This window comes from Bifidobacterium sp. LH_230, assembly GCF_056357555.1.
This window is the reverse complement of the sequence record NZ_JBKEWJ010000002.1, coordinates 112,526-126,589: the sequence shown is the minus strand read 5'-3', so window position 1 is coordinate 126,589 and position 14,064 is coordinate 112,526. Positions and strand designations below refer to the sequence as shown.

The 14,064-nt window shown below is 63.1% G+C and carries 10 protein-coding genes and 1 tRNA gene; 3 read left to right on the top strand and 8 right to left on the bottom strand.

Translation table 11 applies throughout. The features are described 5' to 3' along the window. Positions 1–159: 159 nt before the first annotated feature. A complete protein-coding gene (locus tag AC1A0G_RS01575; protein WP_476526992.1) occupies positions 160–555 on the bottom strand; it encodes a Fur family transcriptional regulator in 396 nt (131 codons plus the stop codon). A gap of 132 nt (positions 556–687) precedes the next feature. Then, positions 688–2,046, bottom strand: coding sequence for an alanine racemase (gene alr / locus AC1A0G_RS01570; protein ID WP_476526991.1), 1,359 nt, complete (start codon positions 2,044–2,046; stop codon positions 688–690). Between the two features lie 343 nt (positions 2,047–2,389). On the opposite strand from alr, the gene AC1A0G_RS01565 reads away from it, so the two are divergent. Continuing rightward, positions 2,390–3,811, top strand: coding sequence for an amino acid permease (locus AC1A0G_RS01565; RefSeq protein ID WP_476526989.1), 1,422 nt, complete (start codon positions 2,390–2,392; stop codon positions 3,809–3,811). Between the two features lie 83 nt (positions 3,812–3,894). Here AC1A0G_RS01565 and purK read toward each other — a convergent pair whose 3' ends face one another. The 5 genes from purK to AC1A0G_RS01540 form a co-directional block, all read right to left on the bottom strand. After that, entirely contained in the window at positions 3,895–5,064 is a 1,170-nt protein-coding gene (gene purK / locus AC1A0G_RS01560; RefSeq protein ID WP_163229102.1) for a 5-(carboxyamino)imidazole ribonucleotide synthase, read from the bottom strand. Continuing rightward, positions 5,048–5,545 carry a 5-(carboxyamino)imidazole ribonucleotide mutase gene (gene purE / locus AC1A0G_RS01555; protein ID WP_476507031.1) on the bottom strand — a complete coding sequence of 166 codons (498 nt, stop codon included), beginning with the start codon at positions 5,543–5,545 and terminating at the stop codon, positions 5,048–5,050. Before purE ends, purK begins: the two co-directional genes overlap by 17 nt. 415 nt (positions 5,546–5,960) lie before the next feature. After that, the gene (locus AC1A0G_RS01550; protein WP_476526987.1) at positions 5,961–7,487 is read right to left on the bottom strand and encodes an ABC transporter permease; all 1,527 of its coding nucleotides are present in this window, start codon (positions 7,485–7,487) and stop codon (positions 5,961–5,963) included. Next, the gene (locus AC1A0G_RS01545) at positions 7,484–8,806 is read right to left on the bottom strand and encodes a CARDB domain-containing protein (protein ID WP_476526985.1); all 1,323 of its coding nucleotides are present in this window, start codon (positions 8,804–8,806) and stop codon (positions 7,484–7,486) included. Before AC1A0G_RS01545 ends, AC1A0G_RS01550 begins: the two co-directional genes overlap by 4 nt. A 141-nt stretch (positions 8,807–8,947) precedes the next feature. Next, positions 8,948–9,628 carry an ABC transporter ATP-binding protein gene (locus AC1A0G_RS01540; RefSeq protein ID WP_476527122.1) on the bottom strand — a complete coding sequence of 227 codons (681 nt, stop codon included), beginning with the start codon at positions 9,626–9,628 and terminating at the stop codon, positions 8,948–8,950. Between the two features lie 302 nt (positions 9,629–9,930). Here AC1A0G_RS01540 and AC1A0G_RS01535 point away from each other — a divergent pair, with 302 nt between their 5' ends. Next, the gene (locus AC1A0G_RS01535) at positions 9,931–12,939 is read left to right on the top strand and encodes a CAP domain-containing protein (RefSeq protein WP_476526984.1); all 3,009 of its coding nucleotides are present in this window, start codon (positions 9,931–9,933) and stop codon (positions 12,937–12,939) included. A 176-nt stretch (positions 12,940–13,115) separates the two neighbouring features. Here the strand turns inward: AC1A0G_RS01535 and AC1A0G_RS01530 are convergent. Continuing rightward, a tRNA-Arg gene (locus AC1A0G_RS01530) sits at positions 13,116–13,189 on the bottom strand. Positions 13,190–13,576: 387 nt separating this feature from the next. On the opposite strand from AC1A0G_RS01530, the gene AC1A0G_RS01525 reads away from it, so the two are divergent. Continuing rightward, complete coding sequence (locus tag AC1A0G_RS01525) at positions 13,577–13,747, top strand: hypothetical protein (protein ID WP_476526982.1); 171 nt, start codon at positions 13,577–13,579, stop codon at positions 13,745–13,747. Positions 13,748–14,064 lie beyond the last annotated feature (317 nt).

Here is a 14,064-nt window from a genome sequence, read left to right as displayed (position 1 = left end):
TTCCTCTTCTACAGTCGTGTGTTCCGGTTGACGTGCACCACCATACCATCTAATTGAGAATAGTTATCATTTTCATCTCTTGTGGCGTGTCGCATACAACAAAACCGCGCCATTCCATGCGGGATGACGCGGTCGGAAATCAAGGGAAAAGCCAAAACCTCACGAATGCTGGCACTCGGGGCACAGGCCGAAGACCTCGAGGGTGTGGGATTCGACGGTGAATCCGTGGCCGTCCGCGACCTTGCGCAGCCACGCCTCGCTCGGAGGGTCGATTTCGACGGTTTTGCCGCACTTGCGGCAGACGAGATGATGGTGATGGCCGTCGTCGCCGCACAAGCGGTACAGCTGCTGGCCGTCGAGACGGATCGTGTCGGCCGCGCCGGAATCGGCGAGCGCGTTCAGCTGTCGGTAGACGGTGGCCAGTCCGATTTTCGTGCCCTCGTCGTCGAGTTTGCGATGCAGTTCCTGCGCGGAGACGAAATCGTCGCAGGTGCGCAGCTGCCGCAGCACAGCGTCCTTCTGTTTGGTATGCCGTTCCGGCCCGTTCGCCGTCATATGCACTTCCCCATCCGGGCCGGCGATACGTGCGTGAAGTCGTGCGCAACACCGACGTTATTATCATTAGCAGTCAACTAATGATAATAACGTCGGCGACAATGCGCAACGTAGAGTTCGACAGGCGCGCGGCTACAGCAGCGAGGCGGGGTCGAGCTTGGCGAGGTCGTCGGCCGGCAACACGTCCGCGGCGTTGAGGTACAGGCGCGGGATACGGTTGCGCAGGCAGGTGAAGATCTCGTAACTGATGGTGTCGGCGGCGCGCGCCCAGTCGTCGGCGGTCGGCTCGGCGTACTGCTCGCCGCGGCCCGGTCCGAACAGGCAGACCGTGTCGCCTTCATGCACGCCGAGCGCGTCGCACGAGCCGTGCAGGTCGATCATGAACTGGTCCATGCACACGCGGCCGGAGACGCGGTACAGCTTCGGGCCTTCGGCGGTCATGACACGCACCGGGCCACCGAGCTTCTCGACATGCTTGGCGCCCTGCATGTCGAAGCCGGAGGCGGAACGGTGGATGCCGTCCGCGTAGCCGAGCGGCACGATCGCGGTGGACGTGTCGTCAGGGGTAAGGTAGGTGCGGCCGTAGGAGATGCCGTGGCCCTTGTCGATATGCTTGACGGTGCCGAGCTGCGCCTGCAGGGTCATGGCGGGCTTCAAATGCCAGTCACGCGGCGTGCCCATCGCCGGGTCCGGCTCGTAGCCGTACAGGCCGATGCCCGGGCGGGTGAGCTCGAAGTGGATCTCCGGGCGGTCGAGCGTGGCGGCGGTGTTGGCCAAGTGGCGGATTTCCGGGGCGATACCGGCCTTCTCCATGCGCGCGGTGAACGCCTTGAAGTTCTCGATCTGATGGTCGGTGGCGGCCACGAATTCGGGCACGTCCGGCGAATCGGCCACGGCGAGATGGCTCCACTGGCCGACGACGTGGATCACGCCTTCCTTGGCGAGCGGCACGAGCTTGGCCAGCGCCGCGTCGAACGATTCCTCGGTGAAGCCGTTGCGGCCGAAGCCGGAATCGACCTTCACGTGCACGCGGGCGGGCTTGCCGAGCTTGCGGGCGGCCGCGGCCACCGCGTCGATGCCCGGAAGGGAGCCAACCGACACGTCGATGTCGTTGGCAATCAGCTCGTCGAACGGCACTTCCATGCCGTTGTAGACCCATGTGAGGATGTGGCAGCGGTCGGGGCCGATGCCGAGCTTGCGCAGCAGCAGCGCCTCGTGGGACTGCGCGGTGCCGAGCCAGGTCGCGCCGCCCGCCAACGCGGCCAGCGCGGTCGGCAGCAGACCATGGCCGTACGCGTCGGCCTTGACCACGCCCATCACCGCGGTGCCGGAGTTCGGTCCGCCGACCACGTCGACCAGATGCCGCATGTTGTCGCGCAATGCGGCGAGGTCGACGATCGCCTGTGCCGGATACCGCCGGCGCGCGGCCTCGTAATTCGCCTCGCCGGCCGGGGATGAGAACTGCCAATTCGTTACTGCGCTCAAAGTCATACGCCCTATTGTGTCTCGGCACAATGACGAATCGGCAACGAATCGCCGTATGGGTTCATCGCGCCGTCATCATCGCGAAATCATCACGTCACCGTGAATCTCGCCACGCCACCGCCGCACCGCGACATCACCACTGCCATCCCATTCCTCGAGACAAAGCCCACAGAAACACATGCGTTGTCCATGCCGCGGCCATACACTGTCTACCACTCGTTTGCAGTGCCTTCATCCAAGCAATCAGGCACCTCGCGAGCATTCTGATTCCCGGCGTTGAGGCGTGCCGGGGTCCCGGAAAACCGTCCGGTCCAGCCCATATCCAATCCGTATTGAGAGAAGACTCATCATGGATCTTTTTCGCAAGAAATCGGTGGATCAGCTGGTCGCTGAATCCACTCCGTTAAAGCGTACGATGCACACGTTCGATCTGACGATGCTCGGCATCGGCGCGATCATCGGCACCGGCATCTTCGTGCTGACCGGCAAGGGCGCGCTGACCGCCGGCCCGGCACTGTCCGTATCGTTCCTGCTGGCCGCGGTCTGCTGCGGTTTTGCCGGCCTGTGCTATGCGGAATTCGCATCGATGGCCCCGGTTTCCGGTTCCGCCTACTCCTACTCCTACCTGGCGTTCGGCGAGCTGATCGCGTTCGTGATCGGCTGGGATCTGATTCTTGAGTACGCGTTGCAGGCGGCCACGGTGTCCGCCGGATGGTCGGGATATTTCAACAAGTTCCTTGAAAACTTCGGACTGCATCTGCCGGTCGAGCTGACCGCCGCGTACGGCACCACACCGGGCGTCACCACGTATTTCAACCTGCCCGGCTTCGTGATCGTGCTGCTCATCACCTGGGTGCTGTCGATCGGCATCAACCAGACGAAGAAGACCAACGATATCATGGTGATGATCAAGCTCGCGATCATCGTGCTGTTCATCGTGTGCACCGTCTGGTATGTGAACCCGGCCAATTGGAAGCCGTTCTCCCCGTACGGCGTGTACACGTTCCAGCCCGGCTCGACCCAGCCGTACGGCATCGTGCCGGCCGCGTCGATCGTGTTCTTCAGCTTCATCGGCTTCGACGCGGTGTCGTCGTCCGCCGAGGAGACCGTCGAGCCGAACAAGACGCTGCCGCGAGGCATCCTGCTGTCGCTGGCCGTGTCGACCGTGCTGTACATCGTCATGACGTTCATCATGACCGGCATCGTGCCGTACCAGGAGTTCGCGAAGTTCATCGACGCGCCGGTGGCCGGCGTGATCCTCGCGACCGGCATGAACTGGCTCGCGTTCATCGTGAACCTCGGCGCGTTGATCGGCATGACGACCGTGATGCTCGTGCAGCTGTACGGCCAGTCCCGCATCTGCTATGCGATGAGCCGCGACGGCCTGTTCCCGAAGTTCTTCGGCGAGGTGCACCCGAAGTACCGCACGCCGTTCAAGGGCACGTGGTTCTTCGGCATCCTGACCGCGGTGGCGGGCGGTTTCATCAACATCAACGTGTTGTTCGAGCTGGTGAACATCGGCACGTTGTCGGCGTTCATCATCGTGTCGGCCGGTATCCTGTGGATGCGCAAGACGCAGCCGGACGCGCACCGCGGCTTCCGTGCACCGCTTGTGCCGTTCACGCCGATCTGCGCGATCGTGTTCTGCCTGATCCTGATCGCGGGCCTCAACTGGGAGACGTGGCTGCGGTTCGCGGTCTGGTTCGGCCTCGGTCTGGTGGTGTACTTCGCGTACAGCCGCAAGCGTTCCAAGCTGAACGACGCCGAGTAAGCGACTGATATCAGTCACGCAGATTGCGCGGATAACGAAAAAGCTCCCCGAGGGGAGCTTTTTTCATGCGCAGATCGACCGGACTACTTCAGATCGTCCCAGCAGCCGGTGGCTTCGAGATCGGCCACGGTGGCGGCGGTATCGTCGGTGAGCACGGTGATGTGGCCCATCTTGCGGTTATGGCGCAGCTGTGCCTTGCCGTAGTCGTGCACGTTCCACTCGGGGTGCGAGGCGATGAGCGCGCGGGTCGGCAGCACATGCTGGCCGAGCACGTTGACCATCACCGCGGGGCTCAGGAGCTTCGGCTGGATGAGCGGCCAGCCGGCGATGCCGCGGATGTGCGCGTCGAACTGGTCGATCGAGCACGCCTCGATCGTGTAGTGGCCGGAGTTGTGCGGGCGCGGCGCGAGCTCGTTGACGATCACGCGGTCGTCCTTGGTGACGAACAGCTCGATGGCGAGCGTGCCGGCCAGTTCGAAGCCCTTCGCGAGTCGCAGCGCGAGTTCGTGCGCCTGCTGCGCGATTTCGGGGCTGACTTCGGCCGGAGCGATCGTCATGTGCAGGATGTTGTTGCGGTGGTCGTTGCGCACGATCGGGAACGTGACGTACTGCTCGCCGTTGCCGGACACGAGGATGGACGCCTCGAACGCGAAATCCACGAAGCCTTCCAAGATGGACGGCGGGAAGCCGCCGCCGCGGTCGCCGCGCGCGCGGATCTTCTCAAGGTCAGAGTCGTTGCGCAGCACGTGCTGGCCGTGGCCGTCGTAACCGCCGGAACGGGTCTTGAGCACGCACGGGTAGTGCAGTTCGTCGATGGCCGCGTCGAGCTCCTCGAAGTTGTTCACCTCGCGCCACGGCGCGGTTTCGGTGCCGTGTTCGTTGATGAACGTCTTCTCGTGCACGCGGTCCTGGGTGACGCGCAGCAGGTCGGTGCCCTGCGGTGCGGCGACGAGATGGCGCACCTCGTCGATCGCCTCGGCGTCCACGTTCTCGAATTCGTAGGTGAGCACGTCGGACTTTTCGGCCAGATCGTGGATGGCGGTCTTGTCGTCGTACTCGCCGACGATCTGGAAGTCGGCCACCTGCGCGGTCGGACAGTCCGGGGTCGGGTCGAGCACCCCGATGCGAAAGCCCATGTACTTGGCGCTCAGGGCCATCATGCGGCCGAGCTGGCCGCCGCCGATGATGCCGATCGTCGCGCCCGGCTGCAGCATCTTGACCGCGCCGTGCGTTTCCTCAGACAAGCTGGGCATTGGATTCAGCCACCTTTTCCTTCAGGGAGTCGCGGTATTCCTGCAGTGCGGTCGCAAGACGCTCGTCGTTGGTGGACAGGATCTGCACCGCAAGCAGGCCGGCGTTGGTCGCGCCCGAGTTGCCGACGGCCGTGGTGGCGACCGGGATGCCGCCGGGCATCTGCACGATCGACAGCAGCGAATCCCAGCCGGAGAGGGCATGCGAGCGCACCGGCACGCCGATGACCGGCAGCGTGGTCTGCGCGGCGACCATGCCCGGCAGGTGGGCGGCGCCGCCGGCGCCGGCGATGATGACCTTGAAGCCGTTGCCGCGCGCGTTGTGCGCGAATTCGCCCATGAGTTCGGGCGTGCGGTGGGCGGAGATGACCTGCTTGTGATAGGGCACGGCGAACTGGTCGAGGATGTCGCACGCGTGCTTCATCGTCTCCCAGTCGCTGGCCGATCCCATGATGACTGCCACTTCGGGCTTGCTGTCTGCCATAAGAACCTCCGAAACGGGTGGGCTTGAATACCGTTCCACTCTACGCAAAGCCGGCTACAGCGGGGCATCGGGGGCGCCGCGATCCACCATCATGCCATGCCGCCACTCGATCACCGGCGTTTGCGTGATATTCGGGATACCACTGCCCCGCTCCTATCCGAAACATCACGCCAAACTTCATCCTTGCGTGATGTTGTGGATAGGATTCCCCCGGTTCTATCCCAAACATCACGCGAATCTCCGTCTTTGCGTGATATCCGGGATACCACTGCCCCGCTCCTATCCGAAACATCACGCAAACGCCTGTTCTGGCGTGATGTTTTGGATAGGATCACCCTGCTACTCGCCCAGACATCACGCAAAGGACAGGATTCCCGTGAATCTTGACCGAACTGCGACAAGGCGGGACCGCGGCTCACTGGTCGCTTTTGATGGCGTCGAGCGCGGGGATTTTGACGGCCTTGTTGGCCGGTTGGAAGCCGGAGACCAGGCCGATCAGCGTGGAGAACAGGATCGCGAACACGAACAGCCACCACGGGATCACCGAGATGCGCGTCACCCCGTCGCCGCCCATGATCGCATGCACGAGATTCTCGCCGCTCGGCCCGCCCAACGACACCAGGTTGATCACCAGCGATATGGCCGCGCTGAACAGGCATCCGATCACCCCGCCGAACAGGCCGATGAAGCCCGCCTCGCCAAGGAACATGATGCGGATGTCGCGCACGTAGCAGCCGAGCGCCTTCATGATGCCGATCTCGCGCGTGCGCTCGCTCACCGACATGACCATCGTATTGGTGATGCCGATGGCCGCAACCAAGAGCGAGACCGCGCCGATGCCGCCAAGCACGAGCTGGATGCCGCGCGACTGCTCCTCCATCTGCTTGCGGATCTCCTCGTACGACGACGTGGAGAAGCCCATATCCTTGATCTGCTGTTCGACGTCGGCCACCTGCTTGATGTCGGCGACCTTGACGAGCGCCTGCTCGTAGGTGACGGTCTTCGCCGCGGACTTGTCGGCCTTGGCGATCATGGCCTTGAGCTGGGCGATGTCCATGAGGATACCGGTCGAAGTCGCGCTGCCTTTGTTCCAGTCCTCCTTGAGCAAGCCGGTGGCCTTGAGCTTGAACGTGTTGCCGGAGCCATTCGCGCCGGTCGAACCGCCGCCCGAGCCCGAACCGCCGGCCGAGCCGACGGAACCCGACACGCCGCCCATCATGTCCATCGTCATGCCGCCGGAGCTGCTCGAACCGCCGCCCGACGAGTCGCCGGTCTGGATGGTGAGCGTGATCTCGGTGGCCATCGGGTCGAAGAACGGCTTGGCGTCGTCGCCGAGCTGATCGGCGGGCACCTGCTCGCAGTCGTTGACGCCGCACGCCATGTACGTGCCGTCGCCCATGTCCTGCGGTTGGGAGCGCATGTTGGAGCCTTCGGGGCGGAACTTGTCGGCGAACTGGTAGGCGAGATACTGTCCGGCGAGCACCTCGCCGTCGCGGGTCGGCGCCGTGCCGTCGGCGAGCTTGTAGCCCATGTTCTCGAGCTGGGTCATGTCGATGGCCTGGATGTCGCCGTAGGAGGCGACGTACCGGCCGTTGTCGGCGGTCATGGTGATCGAATAGTTGAGCGACATCTGTGCACTGGCTCCGGTCACGCCGGCGATTTGCTTGAACGATTCGATCGCCTTGTCGTCGAGCTTGCCGGTACTGGCATCGCCCGTCTGGCCGAATCCGGTGTCGTTGCCGCCCTGGTACACGTTGATGATGGTCAGGTCGCCCATCTGTTTGAGCGACTGTTCGTTGATCTCGTTGATGCCTTCGCCGAGCGAGACCATCGTCACGATCGAACAGCAGCCGACGACCACGCCGAGCACGGTCAGTATCGTGCGCGACTTGCGCCGCCACAGGTTCTGGCTGCACAGGTGCAGGATATCGGACAGTCTCATGCGCGGCCCTCGCCGGAGGTCGCGACGTTGCCGGCGGCACCGACGACCGGCACGTCGATCGTATCGGTCGACGGCTCACCGCCCTTGCCGGCCGCACCGTTCGTGCCGCCCACGCCGGTCCAATCGTCCCATTCCTCGTCGATGTCCGCCTGCTTGGCCTTCTTCCTGCGGCGACGAACCAGCACCACCGTCACGACCGCCGCGGCAAGCACGACCACCGCAACCACGGCCCACACCCAGCCGGGTATCCCCTGCTGGTCGACGGTGTTGTCGTCGGGCATGACCGTGCCGTCGTCCGGCATCGCGGGTTCGGCGTCGGCGGCCGTGATCGTGACCGGGAATTCCTTGGTCTGCGTCTTGCCGTCCGAATCCTCGTAGGTGACGCGCAGCTTGGCGTTGATGTCGCCGGCCTGCGTGGGCGTGAACGCGAAGCCGATCGAGCCGGTCGAACCGGAGGTCACGTTGCCCACGTACTGCTTGGCGTTCGTGACCTGCAGACCGTCGCCTTCGATGCTGGCCTCGACGTTGGCGATGTCGCCCTTGCCCTTGTTCACGTAGTTCATGGTGATGGTCGTCTCGGAGCCGACCGTCGCCGCCTCGGGCAGGACCGGATCGTTCAATTCGAAACGGTCGGGCTGCGAAATCGGCACGGAGATCTTGATGTCGGACGAGTTGGAGCTGCGCGCGCCGCCGTCCACGTATTCGTATTTGAAGCTGACGGTGATGCCCTGCGCTCCGGAGGCCGCGTTGGCGACGGCCTGCATCGGCAGACTCTGCGTCATCGCGTAGCCCGCGCCGAGTTTGTCGAAGTAGAACGTGTTGGTGCCGCCGGCGATCGCGAAGCTTTCGCCGCCGTCCACGGTGACGACCATGTTGTCGACCGCGACCTTGCCCATGTTCTGGAACGTGAACGTGAGGTTGAAGTCGCTGCCGGCCGAGACGGTGCCGTCGCCGTAGTTGAAATTGGTGATGATGATGTTCGGGACCGGTCCGGCGACGGCCTGGGTCGTCGATCCGCCGTTGCCGTTCGTGTCGGAGTCGGTGCCGGAACCGTTCGCACCGGAGCCGTCCACGGCATGATTGACGCTGCCGGAACCGTTCGCGGTGCCGTTGTCGGCCGAACTGTCGGTCAGCGAGTCACCGGTTGCGGTCGAATCCGTGCCGGCTGCGCTGTTGCTGGACGTGCCGCTGCCGGCCGTCGTGTCGGCCGTCGCCGTGGCGAACGCGGCGGGAGTCGCACAGGCCAACAGCATCGCGGGGCCAGCCAACATCGCGACGGCGGCCGCAATCAGTCCATGCTTCTTCTCTCGTGTGGTCATGGGTTCCCTTTCCTTTTGTCTGACAGATAACGTGTCATTCCGATCGTGCGCAGCGAGTCGAGCGATCTCGTGCTCCGGACCGGTACGTTGCGAACGATCCGACTCGTATTTCGTGAGCGCTCGCCCTGACGTGATTCGCGTTCAGTGCGTCAGCCGGTCGCTGATGATCCGGCCGTCGAGCAGCGTGACGATACGGTCCGCGTACTGCGCCATGTTGTCGTCGTGCGTGACGAGCACGATCGTCTGGTTGAAGTCGCGCGCGAACGAGACGATCATCTCCATCACGTCGACTTTCGTACGTGAGTCGAGGTTGCCGGTCGGCTCGTCGGCGAACACGACCTCGGGCCGGGCGACGAACGCGCGCGCGATGCCGACGCGCTGCTGCTGACCGCCGGACATCTGCGTCGGATAGTGGGTCATGCGTTTGCCCAGGCCTACCCGTTTGAGGATGCCTCTGGCGATCCGTTCACGCTTGTCTTTGGGCATGCCGCGGAACATGAGCGGCATCGCCACGTTTTCGATCGCGTTGAGATTCGGCAGCAGATTGTACGACTGGAAGACGAAGCCGAGATGCTTCTGCCGGAAGGCGGCCAGTTCGCGTTCGTCGAGCTGGGAGACGACCACGCCGCCGATGCGCACACCGCCGCGGGTCGGCTTCTCCATGCCGGCAAGCTGGTTGAGCAGCGTGGATTTGCCGGAGCCGGACTCGCCGTAGATGCAGCAGATCTGACCGCGCGGAATGGCGAGATTGATGCGTTCGAGGGCGACGACCGTCTCGTCGACGACCGGATACTCCTTGCGCAGGTTCTTGACCTCGATCATCGGACGGGACTGTTTGGCTTGCGAGGCCTCTTCCCCGGCCGGTTTCGCGCGCATTCCACCTTCGAATATCGTCATTGACATGTCCCTTCCTGATCATACCGACTCGGGGTGTACGGCTCTCTATCCTCTCATAGCAGTCTGGACCACGGCAATACCGCCGGCAATCCATCTCAAGGATGATTGGCCGGCTTGAAACTGTCCGGTTATAGGGGGTAGAGTCATGGGGTACATCAGTGCCGATGGCAAACGCCGACGGATAGCCGCCGGCAAGATATGAAGGCAAGGGAAGAAAGGCAGCAGATATGTCCGCCAAAACAAACAGCATGATGATCGCCGCAACTGTGGCGGCCGCAACGTTGGCCGCACCGCAGGTCGCTCTGGCCAACGATACGGCTGTGGTGCCGGATCAGACCGTAGGAACGGAACGCAACGACGTGCAGTCCGTGCCCGATACCAAACCGGCTCCCGATTCGGCCGCCAAACCGACGAGCGTGACCGAGGCGCAGGCCAAAGCCGATGCGGCGGATGCGGCGCTCAAGGCCGCTCAAGGCAAGTTGGATGAGGCGACGAGTGCGCAGAAGACGGCTTCTGATGCGGCGGATGCGGCGCAGAAGTCGGTCGATCAGGCCGAGGCGGCGGTGAAGACCGCAGAGCAGGACGTGGCCGACGCGGAAGTCGCGATCGCCGAGGCGAAGAACGCGGCTGACGAGGCTCAGGCCAAGATCGATGCGGCTGGCGAGACGATCGCAGATGCCACTGCCGCGAAGGAGGCAGCGGAGACGGACAAGGCCGATGCGGAGGCCACGCTCAAGGACGCGCAGTCCGATAAGAACACCGCCGACGAAGCCGCTGCGGACGCGCAGACGAAGATCGATGCGGCGGATGCGACCATCGCCAAGGCTCAGGCTACGGCAAAGGATGCGGCCGCGAGCAAGGCTGCAGCGCAGACCTCCAAGGAGAATGCGGAGAAGGCTGCGAAGCAGGCCGTTGCTGATAAGGCGGCGGCCGAAGCGGATAAGACTGTCGCCGAGGTAGCTCTGAAGACCGCAAAGGAGGCCAAGACCGCAGCCGATGAGGCGGTGACTGCCGCCAAGGCGAAGCTGGCGGATACGAAGAAGGCTGAAGCCAACGCCAAGGATGCGAAGGACAAGGCCGACCAGCTCGTCAAGGATCTGGAGAACGACACGCTGGACCTGACCAAGCTGGAGCAGGCGTTGAACGATGCCAAGGCCGCACAGGCCACGGCCGACGCGGCGCTCAAGGCCGCGAAGGACGCGAAGGACGCGGCCGATCAGAAGGTCACCGCAGATGAGGCCGATCTGGCCGCCAAGCAGCAGGCCGCAAAGGACGCGCAGGCCAAGGCGGACGCGGCGAAGACCGCCGCCGACGAGGCGACGACGAAGCTGAGCCAGGGCGCGATCGCGTACTTCAAGGACAAGGGTCAGGATGACGCGTACAAGGTGCTGACCGATAAGAGCGTGACCAAGTATCTCGACTATGTGCATAACGGCGCGGACGGAGACGCCACCACGCTGGACAACATGATCGCGGCGATCAAGGGCATTCAGAAGGCGAATAGCCTACGCATTAGCGAGAACAAGACCGCATTGCAAGTGTCGGACACTCTCATGGCGATCGGTATGGCCGACACGGACTACGCGAATGGGAACATCGGGCATCCGCAGCAGTTCAAGACCGGAGAGAACCTGGCATGGGGCTTCGCGAGCACTGATCCATTCAATGGTTGGTACACAGAGGAAAAGGCCAACTACGAAGCTCTGCAACGCGGAGAATGGTCAGAAGGCGACCCTACTGCTACGGGCTGCCCGTATCCGTCAAATTTCGGCACAAGCTTAGTATGTCAGACTGGACACTATCTCAACATCATCGATGATGGATGGACTATCACTGGATTTGGAGTGAGCCAGACCGGCACACTATATCCTAACGTCTGGGGACAGGAATTCCTGTGGAATAACGGTACTGTAGGCGTTACTGGAGGTGCTCTTCTGGGCACTGGCCGAATCATGAGCGCGGAAGATTACCTCGCCGACCTCACCGCCTACAAGTCCTCACTGGAGAACGCCGATCAGACGTACAAGGACGCGCAGGCCGCAGCCGATGCCGCAGCCGCAGCCGTGAAGACCGCGTCCGATCAGCTTGCCGCCGACAAGACGGCCGCGCAGCAGGCCGTGGATGCGGTGACCGTCGCGCAGAAGACGGCCGACGACAAGGCCGCAGCCGTTGCGGCCGCGCAGAAGGCGTACGACGATGCGGTTGCCGCGCAGGGCGATAAGGCCGAGGCCTTGAAGAAGGCCAAGGCCGATCAGGCCGAGAAAACGGCTGCTTATGTTGCCGCGCAGAAGGCCACTGCCGCCGCGCAAAAGGCACTGGACGAGGCGACTGCCTCGGCCGCCGACGCACAGGCTGCCGTGGATACAGCGAAGGGCAAGGTCACGGCCGCCGATCAGGCGATCGCGAAGTCCGAGCAGGATGCCAAGGACGCGGCAGCCACGAAGGCCGCCGCCGAAGCGCAGATCGCCAAGGCTGACGCGGATGCCGCCGCAGCAGCCAAGGACATCGAAACCGCACAGGTCGCCAAGACCGCAGCCGAGGCTGATAAGGAGAAGGCCGTGGCGGCCGCTGATGCCGCGCAGAAGACCGTCGACGAGCTGAACAAGAAGATCGCCGACGCGGATGCCGCCATCGCCGCAGCCCAGAAGACCATCGATCAGGCCTCCGCCGCCAAGAAGACCGCGCAATCCGAGCTGGCTGATGCGAACGCGACGATCGCCAAGTATCAGAACGCTCCGGCCGATCTCGAAGCCGCGAACAAGGCTTTTGATGCGGCCAAGGCCACGTTGGCCACCGCCGCCAAGGCAAAGGACGAGGCGGATGCCGCATACGAGGCCGCCAAGAGCGACTACGATGCAAAGCTGGCCGATAAGGAAGCCGCAGACGCCGAGCTTGAAGCCGTCAGGAAGGCCGAAGCCGAGGCACAGAAGAAGGCCGAGGAGGAAGCTAAGAAGAAGCAGGAGGCCGAAGAGGCGGCAAAGAAGGCGGAAGCCGAAAAGAAGGCCGCGGAAGAGGCCAAGAAGAAGGCCGAAGCCGCCGCCAAGAAGGAAGCCGAGGCCAAGAAGCAGACGTCTTCTCAGACCAACCAGTCCGGCAAGACTCTGTCGAACACCGGCGTGGAATCCGCCACCGTGACCACGCTGGCCGCGATCCTCGCCGTATCCGGCACCGGCTGCGTGCTTATGCGCAAGCGCTACGCCCGCCACGCCGCCGGCTGGGTGTCCACCGAGGAGTGATCTCACCCGTGATGGGTGCTCTCTCATTCCAGAGAGCACCCATCACCTATCGCATATAGATTGTGGCTCCAGCCAGCAACGAAGCAAATTCATTCATGTTGACTCATGTTGACTGGAACTCGATACAGCAAAGCCCTTGGAAACCTGAAAGGCCAGTGTTTCCAAGGGCTTTCTCGTGACCCCGGCCGGGCTCGAACCGGCGACCCTGAGATTAGAAGTCACATGCTCTATCCAGCTGAGCTACGGGGCCAAACGAAGGGTAGTATACCAGCATGCCGGTACGTGGCCCGCTGCGATCCGTCGGCCAGTAACCCATCGTCTCCCTTGGCTTTGAACGAGAAGAGGGCTGGCGTCTTGCGATACCAGCCCTCAACATCCATAACAGGGGCAGTCAGCACCCCAAGTGGCGTCTGCGACCGCTCGGCGAAAGTCTATGTTGGCCACCATAAATTGTTTGCCTCGCGGGTGAAACGGCTTCAGCCACCACAACGATTATACGGACCCGAACGCCTCTCGCGCAAGTGAGTGACATCCCGTAGGATGGTCACAGCTTCCCCTTTGCGCCAAGTGAAACGGGCGCATGAGGAAGCGGCGGCGCGAGCCGTCCCATAACAACACAGTCAGAAAGGGATTCCTCATGGTATCCAACAAGAAGGAGCCATGCGATGGTTCCAGAATGTTCCCGACGATCGCGGCGGCGTCCACCGTCGCTCTGGCCGGGCAGATCTCGCCGACGATGGCATGGGTGACCTACGTGGCCATCCTCGCCTACGCGGCGGCCATCGACTGGCGAAACAACAGGAAGTAACCTGAGCTGAGCGCCTTCCCGGGGTCCGCGGCTGATGCCATGGACCCTTTCTTCACTCTTCGGTAATTAAGCTGGAGACAGCCGGGCCAGTCAACATTCAGTCAACATGAAAGACCTGGAATACCATTTCGTACTGAATGCATCATATTCCGTCGTATGTGATAGTCCTTGGAATTCCAACGATTCCTGACCTCTTGAGAAGCGCCGTTTCATCCCAATGAAGAACGGGCCATGACTCAGGGTCGCCGGTTCGAGCCCGGCCGGGGTCACGAGAAAGCCCTTGGAAACACTGGCCTTTCAGGTTTCCAAGGGCTTTG